The organism is Skermanella pratensis, from assembly GCF_008843145.1.
Classification (GTDB): domain Bacteria; phylum Pseudomonadota; class Alphaproteobacteria; order Azospirillales; family Azospirillaceae; genus Skermanella; species Skermanella pratensis.
In genome coordinates, this window is record NZ_CP030265.1 from 858,017 (window position 1) to 873,190 (window position 15,174).

The 15,174-nt window shown below is 70.5% G+C and carries 14 protein-coding genes; 11 read left to right on the plus strand and 3 right to left on the minus strand.

What is annotated here, in order from left to right; all coding sequences use genetic code 11:
- The first annotated feature begins 49 nt into the window (after positions 1-49).
- The 10 genes from dctP (at position 50) to DPR14_RS03915 (ending at position 9,352) form a co-directional block, all read left to right on the plus strand.
- Positions 50-1,063, plus strand: coding sequence for a TRAP transporter substrate-binding protein DctP (gene dctP / locus DPR14_RS03875; protein WP_192499257.1), 1,014 nt, complete (start codon positions 50-52; stop codon positions 1,061-1,063).
- Positions 1,064-1,138: 75 nt separating this feature from the next.
- Entirely contained in the window at positions 1,139-1,708 is a 570-nt protein-coding gene (locus tag DPR14_RS03880; RefSeq protein WP_158043999.1) for a TRAP transporter small permease subunit, read from the plus strand.
- On the plus strand, positions 1,705-3,015 hold the full coding sequence (locus DPR14_RS03885; protein WP_158044000.1) for a TRAP transporter large permease: 1,311 nt from the start codon (positions 1,705-1,707) through the stop codon (positions 3,013-3,015). The genes DPR14_RS03880 and DPR14_RS03885 overlap by 4 nt, the downstream gene beginning before the upstream one ends.
- Positions 3,015-3,800 (plus strand): enoyl-CoA hydratase-related protein, encoded by a 786-nt coding sequence (locus tag DPR14_RS03890; protein WP_158047966.1) that lies wholly within the window; start codon positions 3,015-3,017, stop codon positions 3,798-3,800. Before DPR14_RS03885 ends, DPR14_RS03890 begins: the two co-directional genes overlap by 1 nt.
- A gap of 96 nt (positions 3,801-3,896) precedes the next feature.
- Positions 3,897-5,195: a nickel-dependent lactate racemase family protein gene (locus DPR14_RS03895; RefSeq protein WP_158044001.1), complete on the plus strand. Its 1,299-nt coding sequence runs from the start codon at positions 3,897-3,899 to the stop codon at positions 5,193-5,195.
- Entirely contained in the window at positions 5,192-6,379 is a 1,188-nt protein-coding gene (gene larC / locus DPR14_RS03900) for a nickel pincer cofactor biosynthesis protein LarC (RefSeq protein WP_158044002.1), read from the plus strand. Before DPR14_RS03895 ends, larC begins: the two co-directional genes overlap by 4 nt.
- Positions 6,376-7,167 carry an ATP-dependent sacrificial sulfur transferase LarE gene (gene larE, locus DPR14_RS03905; protein WP_158044003.1) on the plus strand — a complete coding sequence of 264 codons (792 nt, stop codon included), beginning with the start codon at positions 6,376-6,378 and terminating at the stop codon, positions 7,165-7,167. The genes larC and larE overlap by 4 nt, the downstream gene beginning before the upstream one ends.
- A complete protein-coding gene (locus DPR14_RS28020; protein ID WP_246148824.1) occupies positions 7,164-7,517 on the plus strand; it encodes a hypothetical protein in 354 nt (117 codons plus the stop codon). The genes larE and DPR14_RS28020 overlap by 4 nt, the downstream gene beginning before the upstream one ends.
- On the plus strand, positions 7,415-7,816 hold the full coding sequence (gene larB / locus DPR14_RS03910) for a nickel pincer cofactor biosynthesis protein LarB (protein WP_246148825.1): 402 nt from the start codon (positions 7,415-7,417) through the stop codon (positions 7,814-7,816). Before DPR14_RS28020 ends, larB begins: the two co-directional genes overlap by 103 nt.
- 81 nt (positions 7,817-7,897) lie before the next feature.
- Positions 7,898-9,352 carry an FHA domain-containing protein gene (locus DPR14_RS03915; RefSeq protein WP_158044004.1) on the plus strand — a complete coding sequence of 485 codons (1,455 nt, stop codon included), beginning with the start codon at positions 7,898-7,900 and terminating at the stop codon, positions 9,350-9,352.
- A 41-nt stretch (positions 9,353-9,393) separates the two neighbouring features.
- Here DPR14_RS03915 and DPR14_RS03920 read toward each other — a convergent pair whose 3' ends face one another.
- Entirely contained in the window at positions 9,394-9,912 is a 519-nt protein-coding gene (locus DPR14_RS03920) for a TspO/MBR family protein (protein WP_246148828.1), read from the minus strand.
- A gap of 138 nt (positions 9,913-10,050) precedes the next feature.
- On the opposite strand from DPR14_RS03920, the gene DPR14_RS03925 reads away from it, so the two are divergent.
- The gene (locus tag DPR14_RS03925; RefSeq protein ID WP_158044005.1) at positions 10,051-10,359 is read left to right on the plus strand and encodes a hypothetical protein; all 309 of its coding nucleotides are present in this window, start codon (positions 10,051-10,053) and stop codon (positions 10,357-10,359) included.
- On the opposite strand, the gene DPR14_RS03930 is transcribed toward DPR14_RS03925, so the two are convergent.
- The gene (locus tag DPR14_RS03930) at positions 10,327-12,423 is read right to left on the minus strand and encodes a hypothetical protein (RefSeq protein WP_158044006.1); all 2,097 of its coding nucleotides are present in this window, start codon (positions 12,421-12,423) and stop codon (positions 10,327-10,329) included. The genes DPR14_RS03925 and DPR14_RS03930 overlap by 33 nt on opposite strands.
- Positions 12,420-15,167 carry a DUF4159 domain-containing protein gene (locus DPR14_RS03935; RefSeq protein WP_158044007.1) on the minus strand — a complete coding sequence of 916 codons (2,748 nt, stop codon included), beginning with the start codon at positions 15,165-15,167 and terminating at the stop codon, positions 12,420-12,422. Before DPR14_RS03935 ends, DPR14_RS03930 begins: the two co-directional genes overlap by 4 nt.
- Between the last annotated feature and the right edge of the window lie 7 nt (positions 15,168-15,174).

Here is a 15,174-nt window from a genome sequence, read left to right on the forward strand (position 1 = left end):
AAAAGAGGAGGAGACGTTCATGGGAAAGCCAGGCATGGGAAAGTCAGGCATGTGGAAGGCAGGCAGGTTCCTGACGGGAGTGGCGCTCGGTGCGGCGTTGACCCTTTCCGCCGCGGCGGCCGGTGCCCAGACCCTCAAGATTTCCCACCAATGGAAGGCCCAGACCGATGCCCGCGACCGTGCCGTCCGGGTGTTCGTGGAGGAGGTCGGCAAGCAGGCGCCCGACCTGAAGTTCCGCATCTTCCCCGGGCGCTCGCTGATCCAGAACCCGGTCGCCCAGTTCGACTCGCTCCAGAACAACTCGCTGGAGATGGCGATCTACCCGCTGGTCTACGCCGTCGGCAAGGTGCCGGAGTTCTCCATCACCATCATGCCCGGCCTGATCAGCAACCTGGACGAAGCGGTCAAGCTCAAGAATTCCCCCTATCACGAGAGACTGCAGGAGATCGCCCACGCCAACGGGGTCCATATCGTCACCTGGTGGTGGACGCCCGGCGGCTTCGCGTCGAAGAACCGGGAGATCCAGGGGCCGGACACGGTCAGCGGCCTCAAGATGCGCGCGGCCGACCCGTATTTCGAAACGGTGCTCCAGGCTGCCGGCGCCTCCGTCCAGTCCATGCCCTCCACCGAGATCTACTCGGCACTCCAGACCGGGGTGCTCGACGGCGTCATGACCTCGGCGGAAAGCTTCGTCAGCATGCGGATCTATGAGCAGACCAGCAACGCGACGGTCGGCGGCGACAACATCCTGTTCATGCTGCTCCAGCCGCTGATCATGTCCAAGCAGGCCTGGGACAACCTGACGCCGGACCAGCAGAAGGCGTTCGAGGAGGCGGCCACGGTCAGCGAAAAGTTCTTCAACGGCCTCCAGCAGGAGGCCGACGCGGAAATGAAGAAGGCTTTCGAAGACGCAGGCGCCGACGTGAGGCCGCTGACCGACGCGGAGTTCGAAGCCTGGGTCGACCTGGCGCGCGAGACCGCCTGGAAGAAGTTCGAAACCGAAGTCCCCAACGGCAAGGAACTGATCGGGCTGGTCGAGACCTCGCTCCAGAACGCCCAGTAAGGTAAGAACGAAGAAAAGAAAGATGCGGGGGCCGTCGAGCGGGTCCCCGCGAATGCCAATGGGGGAGGACAGTCGATGCGTGCAGTGATCGCGCTGATCGACCGCCTGTCGATATCATGTGCCGTCGTGGCGTCGGTGCTGCTGGCATCGGCGGTCGTGATCGTCTGTTATATGGTCGTGATCAGAACGTTGGGTTACTCCAGCTACTGGGAAATCGAGGCGTCGATCTACATGGTCGTCGCCGCGACCTTCCTCGCTTCGCCCTATACGCTGATGACCAGGGGGCATGTGTCGGTCGATTTCCTGCCCTGGATGCTCGGCCGGCGCGGCGCCCGCGTGATCCAGTCCGTGATCGCGGTGGTCGGGATCGTGATCTGCCTCTACATGGCCTGGCTCGGCTGGCACCTCACCCTGGAGGCGATCGCGAGCGACGAGCGCAGCGCCAGCATGTGGCGCCCGGTCAAATGGCCGCTCTACGTCATGATGCCGATCGGCCTCGGCCTGACCGCTCTCCAATATCTGGCGGAGATCTTCCGGAGCGCTTCGGACGAGGCGCCGGCCAAGGCGCCCCTGCCGCGGATGGAGGCGGTTCCGGAGCCCACCCGCGAACGGAGCGCCCATGAACGGAGGGTGTCCACGCGATGACCGAACTCCAGATCGGCTCCCTCATCCTCGTCTGCACCACGCTGGTGCTGTTTTCCGGCATCCCGATCGCGTTCGGGCTGACCGTCGTCTCGATCGCATTCCTATACGTCTTCGACGGGCCGGGCAGCCTGTCGGCCGTGCCGCGCACCTTCCTGGACGAGATCAGCGGCTTCGCGCTGCTAGCGGTGCCGATGTTCGTCCTGCTCGGCTCCCTGATCGGGTCGTCGCGGGCGGGCGCCGACATCTACGAAGCCCTTCACCGATGGCTCGCCCGCGTGCCGGGCGGGCTGGTGATCGCCAATATCGGCGCCTGCGGCCTGTTCTCCGCGCTGTCCGGCTCCAGCCCGGCGACGGCCGCCGCGATCGGCAAGGTCGGCGTGCCGGAGATGCTGAAGCGCGGCTGCCCGGCGGGCCTCGCGACCGGCGCCATCGCGGCGGGCGGGACGCTGGGCATCCTGATTCCGCCGTCGGTCACCATGATCCTGTACGGCGTCGCGACCGAAACCTCGATCGGGCGGCTGTTCGTCGCCGGCGTCGTACCGGGCGTCCTTCTCGTGGTGATCTTCTGCGTCTACGCCTGGGCCGCCACCGCCTTCGCCCAGCGGCACGTCACCCAGCCGCAAGATCATTATACGCTCAAGGAGAAGATTCGCGCCTCGGGCACGGTGGCGCCGCTGTTCGGCATCATCGCGCTGATCATCGTGGCGCTGTACGGCGGATACGCGACCCCGTCCGAGATCGCGGCGCTGGCGGCCATGCTGGCGTTCCTGTACGTGGCGCTGGTCTACCGCATCGTGAACCGGGAGAACCTGTGGCCGATCTTCGGCAACGCGGTGCGCGAGAGCTGCATGATCCTGCTGATCATCGCGGCGTCGGGCCTGTTCTCCTACATGATGTCGCTGCTCTACGTGACCCAGACCATGGCCGACATGCTGGTCGGCTGGGAACTGAACCGCTGGGTCATGCTGCTGGTGGTGAATGTCTTCCTGCTGGTGGCTGGCTGCTTCCTGCCGCCGGTGGCGCTGATCCTGATGACCATGCCGATCCTCCAGCCGGTGCTGGAGGCCAACGGTTTCGACATGATCTGGTTCGGCGTGCTGATGACGATCAACCTGGAGATCGGCCTGATCACGCCGCCGGTCGGGCTCAACCTGTATATCCTGCGGAACGTGGCGCCCCAGGTGCCGCTTCTGACCGTCCTGTGGGGGTCGGTCCCGTTCGTCCTGATCATGATGGGGTTCATGGTGCTGCTCTGCTTCGTTCCCGGCATCGCCCTGTGGCTGCCCAACCAGATGTTCGGTCCGTGATGGGCGGGACCATCCGCTTCGAGAGCCGGGACGAGGTTGGGTTCGTCGTCATCGACAACCCGCCGCGCCGCAACGCGCTGACCGTCGGCATGTGGGCGGCGCTGGGCGAGCTGGTCCGCAGGATCGGCCGCGAGGGTGGGCACCGCTGCCTGGTCCTGCGGGGGGCCGGCGAGGAGGCGTTCGCGTCGGGCGCCGACATCAGCGAGTTCGAGCACGAGCGGTCCGACCGCGAGCAGGTGACCCGCTACCACGAGCACTATGTCGGCCCGGGGCTGGCGGCCCTGCTGGAGTGCGGCATCCCAACGGTGGCCATGATCCGGGGCACCTGCATGGGCGGCGGGCTGGAGATCGCGTCCTGCTGCGACCTCCGGATCGCCGCCGACGACGCGAAGCTCGGCATCCCGATCAGCCGCATGGGTTTTCCCCTGGCATTCGGCGAGACCGAACTGCTGTTCAGGCTCCACGGCCGGGGCATCGCGGCCGAACTCCTGCTGGAGGGCCGGATCTACGACGCGCACGAGGCCCTGTCCAAGGGGCTGGTTGAGCGGGTCGTCCCGGCGGAGCGGCTGGAGGAGGAGGCGCTGGCGACCGCCCGCCGGGTCGCCGCCGGGTCGCCTGCTGCGCACCGCAGCACCAAGGCCCAGTTCCTGCGCCTGCTGCGCGATCCGTCGCCGGTGACCGCGGACGAGCGCGCGCAGTCCTACGGCTTCGCCGACACCGAGGACTACCGGATCGGCTACCGGGCGTTCCTGCGGAAGGTCAAGCCGGTCTTCCAGGGGAGGTGACGGGCCGGCGCAGGGGTGGTCGGCATAACTGATTGTTTCCCGAACCTGTTATCTCCTTCAGAATGCCGCGACCAACGTTCCGCTGAGGAGATGGCCATGCAGCCGTTCAAGACCGTCGATATCGCCTTCGGCCGGGGTCACCTGACCGTGGGGCTGCCCGAAGAGGCCGAGGTGACGGTGATCCGGAAGGCCTCCCTGCCGAAGCTGGCCGACCAGGACGGCGCGGTCCGGGCCGCCTTCGCGAACCCGGTGGATTCGGCGCCTCTCGCCGAGCTGGCGAAGGGGCGGGGCAGCGCCTGCATCCTGATCTGCGACATCACCCGGCCGGTGCCGAACCGCCTGTTCCTCCGCCCGATGATCCAGACGCTGGCCGAGGCCGGCATCCCCAAGGACCGCATCACCGTGCTGGTCGCGACCGGCCTGCACCGGCCCAACGAGGGCGCCGAGCTGGCCGAGTTGGTCGGCGACCCCTGGGTGCTGGAGAATGTCCGCGTCGAGAACCACTTCGCCATGCGCGACGAGGACCATGCGGACCTCGGCCGAACGGCCACCCGCAACACGCCCGTCCGCATCGACCGCCGCTTCATGGACGCCGACCTGCGGATCGCCACGGGGCTGGTCGAGCCGCACTTCATGGCCGGCTGGTCGGGCGGGCGCAAGGTGGTGGCGCCCGGCGTCGCCGGGCACGAGACGATCCGGACGTTCCATTCCGCCCGGTTCATGGAGGACCCGCTGGCGGTCCAGTGCAACCTAGTCGGCAACCCGCTGCACGAGGAGCAGCTGGAGATCGTCCGCATGATCGGCGAGATCTACGCGTTCAACACCGTGATCGACGAGGACCGCGATCTCGTCCACGTCACCTTCGGCGAGATCATCGCCAGCCATCTGGCCGCCGTCGGCTTCATCCAGGACGTGACCCGGATCAGGCTGCCCCAGCGCTTCAAGACCGTCGTCACCTCGTCGGCGGGCTACCCGCTGGACAAGACCTATTACCAGACGGTCAAGGGCATGGTGACGCCGCTCGACATCCTGGAACCGGGCGGCACCCTGATCATCGCGTCCGAATGCTCGGAAGGCATGGGCTCCAAGGAGTTCCGCGCCGCCCAGGAGCGTCTGGTCGAGTTGGGGCCGGAGCGCTTCCTCGCCACCCTGACCGCCAAGTCGCTGGCCGAGGTGGACGAGTGGCAGACCGAGATGCAGCTGAAGCCCATGCGGATCGGCCGGGTCCAGCTCTACACCTCCGGCCTCGACGCCGAGGAGCGCCGGATCACGGCGGTCGAGGTGATCGGCGACCTGGACGCCGCCGTCGCCGACAGCATCCGGCGCCACGGCGACAGCCGCGTCGCGGTGATCCCGGAAGGCCCCTACGTCGTTCCCGTGGTCGAGGCCGCATGACCCTCCGCCACATCCACCTGGACGCCGTCGGCGGAATCGCCGGCGACATGTTCGTGGCGGCCCTGGTCGATGCGGTGCCGGCGCTCCGGGACCGGGTGCTTGGGGACGCCGCCGCCGTGCTGCCGTCCGGCGCCGGAGCGCCGGCCTTCTCCGCCGGCGCCAGCTCCGGGATTTCCGTGCTGCGCTTCGGCCTGGAAGGCGGGCAGGACGGCCATGGGGATCATCACGACGGCTACGGCAGCTACCGGCACATGGTCGGCCTGATCCGGGAGGCCCGCCTTGCCGAGGGAACCGCCGGCCACGCCGTCGCGATCCTGACCCTGCTGGCGGAAGCGGAAGCGGGGATCCACGGCGTTCCGGTCGATCAGGTCCATTTCCACGAGATCGGCGACTGGGACAGCCTGATGGACGTGGTCGCGGCCGGCTCGGTCGCCGCGGCGCTCGACACCGCCTGGGGCGCCACCTGGAGCGTTTCCGACCTGCCGCTGGGCGGCGGGCGGGTGCGCGCCGCCCACGGTCTGCTGCCGGTGCCCGCCCCGGCGACCGCGCGCCTCCTGGAAGGGTTCGAGTGGCGCGACGACGGCGTGTCCGGCGAGCGGGTGACCCCCACCGGCGCCGCCATCCTGCGCCACCTGGTGACCGGTCCCGGCCGTCCCGGCGGCCGGCTGGAGGCGACCGGAAGCGGGGCCGGAACCCGGGAGCTGCCGGGCATGCCCAACATCCTGCGGGCACTGGTGTTCGACACGGGAAGCGCCGCGGCGGCCCGGGACGCCGGGCAGGAGGTGGCCGTGCTCAGCTTCGACATCGACGACATGACGGGGGAGGAGATCGGCGTCGCGGCAGACCGCCTCCGCGCGCTGGACGGCGTGCTGGACCTGGCGCTGGCGCCGCTGACCGGCAAGAAGGGCCGCCCGCTGACCGGGTTCCGCCTGCTGGTGCGCCCCGACGCGCTGGCCCTCGTCCGGGAGCGCTGCCTGCTTGAGACCTCCACCATCGGCCTGCGCTGGCGGATGGAGCGGCGGACGGTCCTGCCGCGCCGGACCTCAGGCGAAACGGTCCGGATCAAGCGGGTCGAGCGGCCCGGCGGCACCACCACCGCCAAGGCGGAGAGCGACGATCTCGCCGGGATCGACGGTCTCGCCGCCCGGCGGGCGCGCAAGTCCGAGGTGGAGACGGGGCGATGAGCGCGCCGGAAGCCCAAGCCCGCCTGGTGGCGGCGCTCGACCGGCATCCCGAACTGGTGATCGCGGTTTCCGGCGGGGTGGACAGCATGACGCTGGCCTTCGTGGCGCACCGGTTCTCCCGCAGCCATGTTTCCATGCTGCACGCGGTTTCCCCGGCCGTCCCGCCCCACGCCACGGCGCGCGTCCGCGCCCATGCCGCGCGGGAGGACTGGGCGCTCACGGTCGCCGATGCGGGGGAGTTCGCCGACCCGCGCTACCGCGCCAACCCGGTGGACCGCTGCTTCTTCTGCAAGTCGAACCTTTACGACCGCATCCGCTCGGTCACCCAAGGGACGGTCGCGTCCGGCACCAACCTGGACGATCTCGGCGATTTCCGCCCCGGGCTGAAGGCGGCGTCCCAGCGGGGCGTCGTGCATCCCTTCGTGGAAGCCGGTGTCGACAAGGCGACGGTGCGGGCGCTCGCCCGGCTCCACGGCCTGGACGACCTGGCCGAGTTGCCGGCCCAACCCTGCCTGTCCAGCCGGGTCGAGACCGGGATCGCCATCGACGCCGACGACCTGGGCTTCATCGATCAGGTCGAGACCGCCGTCGCGGCCCTGGTCCCGTCGGGCGCCAGCGTCCGCTGCCGGATCACCCATGCCGGCGTCGCCCTGGAACTGGACGACCCCGAGACCTCCGGCGACGCCGCCGGTCGCCTGGCCTCGGACCTGTGCGCCCGCACCGGCCGCACCTTCAGCGGCGTCCGGCCCTATCGCCGCGGTTCCGCCTTCCTGCGCGGCACGTCATGAGCGACTTCGTGATCGACTGGGAGCGGGAACGGCGCACCGGCGTGCCGGAAGCGGTGCTGTGCGCGTCCAAATCAGCCGCCCAGGTCGAGGCGATCCTGAAGGAGGCGGCCATGGCCGGCCGCCGCCTGCTGTTCACCCGGCTGGAGCCTGCCGCCTTCGAGGCCCTGGCGCCGGAATGCCGCGCCATGCTCGATCATGACGCCCTCTCCCGCACGGCGTGGTGCGGGCCATTGCCGCCGGCGGGGCCGTGCGGGACGGGATCGGCATCGTCGCCGCCGGCACCTCCGACCTGCCCGTCGCCCGCGAGGCCGCCCGGACCCTCGAATTCCTGGGGTTCTCGGCCCCGGTGATCGCCGATGTCGGCGTCGCCGGCCTGTGGCGCCTGATGCGCCGGCTGGAGGAGATCCGCGGCTGGCGCGTCGTGATCGCGACGGCCGGCATGGAAGGGGCGCTGTTCAGCGTGCTCGCCGGGCTGGTCGACGCTCCGGTGATCGCCGTTCCCACGTCGGTCGGCTATGGCGTCGCCGCCGGCGGAACGGTCGCGCTGCACACGGCGCTCGCGTCCTGCGCTCCGGGTGTCCTGACCGTCAACATCGACAACGGCTTCGGCGCGGCAGCGGCGGCCGTGAAAATAATGAATAAAATGTGAGGCGAATTGCCGTTTGTTCGGCATGCCATATGATGCGATAAAGGAGTAGGTGCCCCAGAGCGCAAAGGACGCCCCGCAGCGATGTTCTCCTGGAAGAAGCATGCCCGGTACGAGGTGGTCGCGGAGCAGGCAGGCCATGCGAGCATCGACGGCATCTTCGAGACGGAGCACGAGGCGGTCGAACGCGCGACCTACCTGCTCAGCCTCGCGAAGTTCACCAGGGTTCAGGTCGTCCAGGTCGCCAAGCATACCCAGACCGTCGTGTTTGAGCGAGCCTCGCAGACCGGCGGGACCGGGATCGTCGGCATCACGGCGATCGAGGACGCCCATTTCTGCACCGACGTGCTGGATGTCTACGGCTATCCCAGCCGCATGACCCTGCTGCGCCTGACGCGCCGCCATGCCGACCGGGAAATCGCGATCCTGTGCGAGACGCTGCACGACTATCTCGCGCTCCGCACGATCGAGCGGGAGGGCATGCTGCTCAATTCCGGCATCACGCGGCTCGCCCGGGTCCAGTCCAGGGAAGTCGCGACGGTCGCCGCCGAGCGCGAGCGGGAGCTTGGCGCCCTGTGGCTGCGCGTGAAGCAGCTTGCCCAGACCTCCGACAGCCTTGCCGGATACGGCAAGCTGCTGATCCAGAAGGGGTTGGGGGCATTCCAGGAGCAGGTGGCATCGACCTGCGCGCCGGCCGAATGCGACCGCGTCGTCAGCTACGCCTTCGCCCGCCTGCTGGAGGGGCATCGCGACTGGGGCACCAAGACCCGCGCGCTGATCCAGGTGCTGGAGGAGGACGACGGCGACGCCGCCGGCATCGCCTGGGTCGATCAGGTCCTGGCGGAGACGATCGACGGCCGCGACCCGATCAAGGCCCTGATCGGCTATTCGCCGGACCTGGGCGCGGCGCTGGGCAGCCTGCTGGCCACGCTGAACGGCCGGCTCGACGACCGCCACCCGTTCACGCCGGTGCTGATGGACCTGAGCAACGCCCTGGCGCGCTGGCACCTGCCGGAGGTCGAGACCGCCCTGCTGCGCCGCGTCGCGATCGGGCTGAACGGCAGCCATCCCCTGACCAGGGAGGGACCGATCGCCGATGCCGCCGCCCTGCGCCGGATCGTCGCCGGCTTGACCTGCTTCAGCGGCTTCCGCGGCGGTCCCGACATGAGCCAGGCGCTCCTCCGCCGGGCCAAGACGGCGCTGCGTTTCGGGGAAGCCGACCTGCCGTTCGAAACGGCGGTCCAGCAGCTCTGCGGCAGCCTCAAGGGACCCGGTGCCCAGATCGGCTTCCTGCTGGACTTGGCGGAGACCGACCTGGGGCGCCAGAAGGGCGTCTTCCTGTTCGGCAGCCTGTCACGCATCTTCTCCCGCCTGCGCAGCGCCCGCGACCTGGCACCCGCCCACGTCCCGGCCGAGGACATCCGCCGCGAATTCGGCGGCCGGCTGCGCCGCGCCGGCATCCCGCGAGACCTCGCCGACCAGTTGATGTACAAGATCTCGGCCCTGCCGGCCGAAGCGCCGAGCGCGCTGCTGCGATAGAGCGGCTTCCAATCGATATCGTGGGCCGGGTCTCCCCTCGCTCAAGGGTTCAGCAGCCACACCGAGGCGTTCAGCACCGCCGCGTAGCTGACCCACAGCAGGTAGGGCACGAACAGCCAGCCCGCGAGCGGCCGGACCCGCCAGAACGCCACCATGGTGGCCGCCACCGCGATCCACAGCGCCGATATCTCCGCGAAGGCCAGGCCGGGCTGCTGCATGCCGAAGAAGATCAGCGACCACAGGATGTTCAGACCGAGCTGAAGCCCGAACAGCAGCAGCGGCCCGCGCGCGCCGGCCAGGCCGCGGTCCCGCCATACCAGCCAGCCGGCGACTGCCATCATGCCGTAGAGCACCGTCCAGACCGGCCCGAACAGCCAGTTCGGCGGGTTGAACCAGGGCTTCTGCAAGCCGGCGTACCAGCCGCCGATCTGCGGCAGGGTCACGGTGGATGCCGTCGCCGAAGCGACCGCGACAAGGATCACGAACGCCGCGAGCCCGATCAGGGACCGGCTCCGGCTGCCCGCCCGGCCAGGGGCGGCGATGGTGGACTGGGTCATCATGGTGCCTGACATCGGACACGGAACGGCGCCGGTCAAGGGTCCTCTATTCCGGTATTCCCCCCAAGGGAGCCTTGTTGCAGGGACCGCGGCGGCAAATGTCTGATTCTATCTCCGACATCGCAACCCTGGACCACCACCATGAAGCCGGAAGACATCATCGGCGCATGGCTCGCAGGCCTCGCCATCTGGGCGGCAGCCATGCTCTGCGTCGTCCTGTCCGGGCCGATATCAGACCTGCCCCGTTCGCATCCCACGCCGGCCGGCATCACCATCGACGATTGGTACGCCGGCGCGTGGCGGGACGACGCCGGCCGGGAATGGGACGAAGCGGACCGGCCCTTGCGGATCGAGCCGGAACTGCCCTGGTTGCCCAGCGACGACGGGACCGGCCGGCCGTCAGGGACCGAGGTCAGCCTATCGCCCCTCGCGCCGCCAAGCGGCCAGTAGGGCGCCGACCACCAGCAGGACGACCAGCCCGGCGGGAAGCAGCGACGCCTCGCGGACGCCGGTCACCACATAGTCGCCGTTGGCCCGCAGCCCGATCCAGTTGTTGCCGGTCTGGTCACGGTCGGGCCGGGTGCGCCGCACGTCCACGTCGCCGTCCGCCAGCCAGTGGACGCCGCCGCCGCTGGCTTGCGCCGCGGGAGCCATGGGGTCTCCCGTGGTGCGGACATCGGCCAGCTCCGGCGGGTTGACGGCACCCACCACGGCCAGGGCCGTGCGCTCGCCGTCGCTGACGCGGTAGATGCCGGGCTCGGTCGCCAGCACCGCGGCGGTCGCGAGTCCGTTGCCGTCCTCGACCAGGTCGACCCCGCGCACTTGGTCCGACGGACTGGTCAGCTCGACGGAACGCGGGTCGGGCTCCAGGCTGCGGCGCTCGATGGTGATGCGGTTGCCCTCGACCTTGGCGCGCAGGTCGTTCTCCTCCAGCTCCGGCTCCTTCATGAGCCAGTGGGCGAGACGCCGGAGCAGCTCGGCCTGCGGGCCGCCGCCCTCGTAGCCGCGCGACCACAGCCAGATCTGGTCACTGGCGATCTGGGCGACGCGGCCTTCGCCGACCCGGTTCAGGATCATCAGGGGGCGGCTGTCGGCGCCCTCCATCACGACGCTGCCCTGGAGCGGCGTCACGTCGGTCTGGCGGAACCAGCGGCCCCAGCTCGGCTCCTGCCCCTGCGGCGCCCCGACCGGCACGTCGCCGGGCAGGCCGGCGGTGACGGGATGGCGGCGCCCCAGCTCGGTCACCGTCGGCTTGAACGGCCGCTCGATCACCTCCCCCGTCGGCTCGCCGGGCAGCACGGCGCCCAGCGGCGTGCGGAACAGGCTCATGGAGGTCGAGAAGCTGGGACCGCCCGCTTCCAGCAGCGCCCCGCCGTTCTCCACATAGCTCGCGATGTTGCTGAGATAGAGCTGGGGCAACACGCCGCGCCGACGGTAGCGGTCGAAGATGATCAGGTCGAACTCGTCCAGCTTGATCTCGAACAGCTCCCGGATCGGGAAGGCGATCAGCGACAGCTCGCGGATCGGCGTGCCGTCCTGCTTCTCCGGCGGCCGCAATATGGTGAAATGGACCAGGTCGACGCCGGGATCGGCCTTCAGCAGGTTGCGCCAGGTCCGCTCGCCCGCGTGGGGCTCGCCCGATACCAGCAGCACCCGCAGCCGGTCCCGCACGCCGCTGATGACCACGGCGGCCCGGTTGTTGGCCAGGGTCAGCTCCTGCGGGGCGGCGGCCACTTCCATCTCCAGGACGTTCTGGCCGCCATGGTCCAGGGTGAACTCCAGCGGCACGTCGCGGCCGACCGGCACCCGGAACGGGCGCGGGGCGCCGCCGTCCTGGCGCACGTTGACGACGGCGTCGGGCGACTGGCTGCCCGGCATGTCCTCGACCCGCACGGTCACGGTGACTTCCTTGCCGACCAGGCCGAAGCTGGGCGCCCGGACCACGGCCAGCCGGCGGTCCGCCTCGTCGTGCTCCCCCGTCAGCAGGGTATGGATCGGCCCCAGGTCCTCCAGCCCCTTGCCGCCGCCCGGCACGTCGTGGACCTGGCCATCGGTGATGAAGACGGCGCCGGCCATGCGCCGGCGGGGCAGGTCGGCCATGGCGTGGTCGAGCACCTCGAACAGCCTGGTCTCCTCGATCGCGCCGCCGACGCCGCCCTCGGCGCCGCCGGTGCGCACCACCCGCACTTCCAGGTCGGGGAAGCGCGACAGCCGTTCCTGGAGATCGGCCAGCGCGCGTTCGGTCCGGGCACGGCGCTCGCCGATGTTCTGGCTGGGCGACTCGTCCACCACCAGGACGGCGACATCCCGGATCGGCTCGCGGTCCTCCTGGACCAGCGCCGGGTTCAGCAGCGCCACTGCCAAGGCCGCGAGGCCCAAGGCCCGCCACGCGGTCCCGCGGGCGCGCCGGAACGCCGCCACGAGGATGCCGGCCGCCGCCAGGACGAACAGCGGGATCAGCACCGCCCAGGGCAGCAGCGGGGAGAAGTCAATGGCGGTGCCGCCACCCATCATTGGCCGAGCCTTTCCAGTATGGCGGGCACATGGACCTGATCGGCCTTATAATTGCCGGTCAGGGCGTACATCATCAGGTTGACTCCGAATCGGTAGGCCATCTCGCGCTGGCGCTCCCCGCCCGGCACGACGGCGTTCAGCGGCCGGCCGGCCTCGTCCACCGCCCAGGCGCCGGCCCAGTCGGCGGAGCCGATGATCACCGACGACACGCCGTCGTTGTGCCGGCCCTCCTGGGCCTCGACCCAGACATCGCCGTCGCCGAACCGGCCGGGGAAATCCTGGAGCAGGTAGAACGCCTTGGTCAGCACGTGCTCGGGCGGGACCGGCGCCAGCGCCGGCACGTCCAGCCCGTCCACCAGCTGGCGCAGCCGCTGGGCGCCCGGCCCGCCGCCGGTCAGCGCGGAGCCCGGGCCGTACTGCCGGTCCCGGGTGTCGAACAGGATGGTGCCGCCGTTGCGCAGGAACTCGTTCAGCCGGAGCCGTGCCGAATCGCTGAGGTCGGGCTGCGACGGCGAGATCGCCCAGTAGATCAGCGGGAAGAAGGCCAGCTCGTCCTGCTCCAGGTTCACCGCCATGGCGCCGGCGGTCTCGACCGCGGTGCGGCGGTTCAGGATTTCGCTCAGCCCCTCCAGCCCGGCCCGGGTGATGTCGTCCACCACCCGGTCGCCGGTCACCACATAGGCCAGGTAGGTCTCGCCGCTGGCCTTGACCGCGAACTCGTCGGACGCCTGCGCGCGACCCGGCCCCGCGGCGACCAGCCCCGCCGCCAGCAGGATAGCCGATGCGGCCGCCGCGGCGCGGCGCCGGCGGCCGAAACGGATGTTGCCGAGCAGGCCGCGCAGCACCAGCGCCACGAACAGGTCTATGATCGCCAGCGCCATCGCCGCCCCCAGCAGCCAGGGTTTCAGGTCGATCTCGCCGCGCGCGGCATAGGTGCCCTGGGCGACGCCGGCGGGCAGCCGGCGCAGGGGTTCGACCGCGGTCACCAGCGAGGTCAGGTTGAGCGCCCGGCGCGCCTCTTCCGTGCCGTAGAAGCCGGGCGGATGCCGGGGACCCAGGGTTTCGGGCCGGAACGCGTTGCCGGCGATCGGGAAGACCGTGGCCGGCGGAGGGATCAGCTGGCCCAGCCCGTCGAGTACCTCGATCGGCGCGAAGGTCGCCGCCTGGACGTCGCCGGAAACGCCCTCGCTCAGCGCGGCCACCCGCCTCAGCATGTCCACGAACAGGCCGGACAGCGCCAGGTTCGACCAGTCGGAATTGGCCGTGGTGTGGACCAGCACGATCCGCCCCTCCTCGCGCTCCGCCGCGGTCACCAGCGGGGTGCCGTCGGCCAGCCGAGCCCAGGTCTTCTCGGCGAGGTCGATCGACGGCTCGGCCAGGACCTGGCGGTCCACCACCACGTCGGGCGGAACAGGCAGGCCGGCGAAGGGGCTGGCGGGCGGGAAGGGCGCCAGCCGCGCCGGCTCCGACCAGGACAGCGCGCCGCCCAGCGTCCTGTCGCCCAGGCGGAGGCGCACAGGCACCAGCTGGTCGGTATGCTGGGCGAGACGCGGCCCGGCGAAGCGGACCAGCACGCCGCCGCGCTCCACCCAGGCTTCCACGGCCTGCGCCTCGGTCTCGGTAAGGGCGCCGATGTCGGCCAGGATCAGCACCGACAGGTCGCGGCCGATCAGGTCCAGCACGGTGCCCCGGCGGATCTCGCTGAACGGGGCGAGCGCCCGCTCCAGGTAATAGAGATCGCTCAGGAGCGGCTGGTTCTCGCCCTCCGGCCGTCCGGACACCAGGCCGACCGGGCGGCGGCGCCAGCGCTCGTCCAGCAGGACGGTCGCCCCGGCGGTTTGCTCTCCCTCGATCGCCAGCCGGGTCACCTCGTTGCGCAGCTCCACCGGGAGGGAGAGCGGGACCTCGAGGCTGTCCGAGCCGGGCGCGAAGACCGCTTCCTGGCGCGCCAGCAACCGCCCGTCGGCGGCGGTCGCGCGGATGGTGACGGGGGTCGGCAGGGTCGTGTCGGCCCGCCGCACCCGGGCCACCAAGTCGTTCCCCTCGACGCTGGGCGGCAGCAGGAGGTTGGGCAGGCGGTCGGCACCGTTCATCAGCACCTCGGCACCGCCCAGTTGCTGGAGCCGTTGGGCCAGCGGCAGCGCCGCCGCGTCGGCCAGTCCGTCGGACAGCCAGACCGTATGGGCCGAGCCCGCCACCTGGAGGCCGCGGAGCGCCTCCAGCACGGACACCCGGTCGGTCGGCCATGGCCGGGGAGCCAGCGACTGGGTCAGCCGCCTCGCGTCGGCCGGCCGCAGCAGGGTGCTGGGTTCCGGCTTCTCGCCGGAAGCGGACGGCGCGGTCGGCAGCACGATCAGGTCGCGGCCGTTCCGCTCCGCCTGGTCGACCAGGTCGGCCATGGTGCGCTGGCGCGCCTGCCAGTCGCGGGCGGCGCCCCAGCCGTTGTCCACCACCAGGATGATCGGGCCGCTGCCCGGCAGTCCGGCGCGCGGGTTCAGCAGCGGCTGGGCAAGCGCCAGGATCACCAGCGCCGCCAGCACCATCCGCATGATCAGCAGCCACAGCGGCGTCCGGGCAGGGGTCTCCTCCCGCGCCACCAGGTCGCGCAGCAGGCGGATCGCGGGGAACTGGATGATCCGGGGGCTCGGCGGCGTCAGGCGCAGCAGCCACCACAAGACCGGAAGGACGATCAGGGCACCGAGTATCCAGGGTGCGGCGAAGGCTATCGGTCCCAGTCCCAGCATGGTCGGT

What these genes read in the sequence shown, in the direction of transcription:
- dctP (WP_192499257.1), top strand. Translation starts at nt 50, where the DNA reads ATGTGGAAGGCAGGCAGGTTCCTGACGGGAGTGGCGCTCGGTGCGGCG.
- DPR14_RS03880 (WP_158043999.1), top strand. Translation starts at nt 1,139, where the DNA reads ATGCGTGCAGTGATCGCGCTGATCGACCGCCTGTCGATATCATGTGCC.
- DPR14_RS03885 (WP_158044000.1), top strand. Translation starts at nt 1,705, where the DNA reads ATGACCGAACTCCAGATCGGCTCCCTCATCCTCGTCTGCACCACGCTG.
- DPR14_RS03890 (WP_158047966.1), top strand. Translation starts at nt 3,015, where the DNA reads ATGGGCGGGACCATCCGCTTCGAGAGCCGGGACGAGGTTGGGTTCGTC.
- DPR14_RS03895 (WP_158044001.1), top strand. Translation starts at nt 3,897, where the DNA reads ATGCAGCCGTTCAAGACCGTCGATATCGCCTTCGGCCGGGGTCACCTG.
- larC (WP_158044002.1), top strand. Translation starts at nt 5,192, where the DNA reads ATGACCCTCCGCCACATCCACCTGGACGCCGTCGGCGGAATCGCCGGC.
- larE (WP_158044003.1), top strand. Translation starts at nt 6,376, where the DNA reads ATGAGCGCGCCGGAAGCCCAAGCCCGCCTGGTGGCGGCGCTCGACCGG.
- DPR14_RS28020 (WP_246148824.1), top strand. Translation starts at nt 7,164, where the DNA reads ATGAGCGACTTCGTGATCGACTGGGAGCGGGAACGGCGCACCGGCGTG.
- DPR14_RS03915 (WP_158044004.1), top strand. Translation starts at nt 7,898, where the DNA reads ATGTTCTCCTGGAAGAAGCATGCCCGGTACGAGGTGGTCGCGGAGCAG.
- DPR14_RS03920 (WP_246148828.1), bottom strand. Translation starts at nt 9,912, where the DNA reads ATGATGACCCAGTCCACCATCGCCGCCCCTGGCCGGGCGGGCAGCCGG.
- DPR14_RS03925 (WP_158044005.1), top strand. Translation starts at nt 10,051, where the DNA reads ATGAAGCCGGAAGACATCATCGGCGCATGGCTCGCAGGCCTCGCCATC.
- DPR14_RS03930 (WP_158044006.1), bottom strand. Translation starts at nt 12,423, where the DNA reads ATGATGGGTGGCGGCACCGCCATTGACTTCTCCCCGCTGCTGCCCTGG.
- DPR14_RS03935 (WP_158044007.1), bottom strand. Translation starts at nt 15,167, where the DNA reads ATGCTGGGACTGGGACCGATAGCCTTCGCCGCACCCTGGATACTCGGT.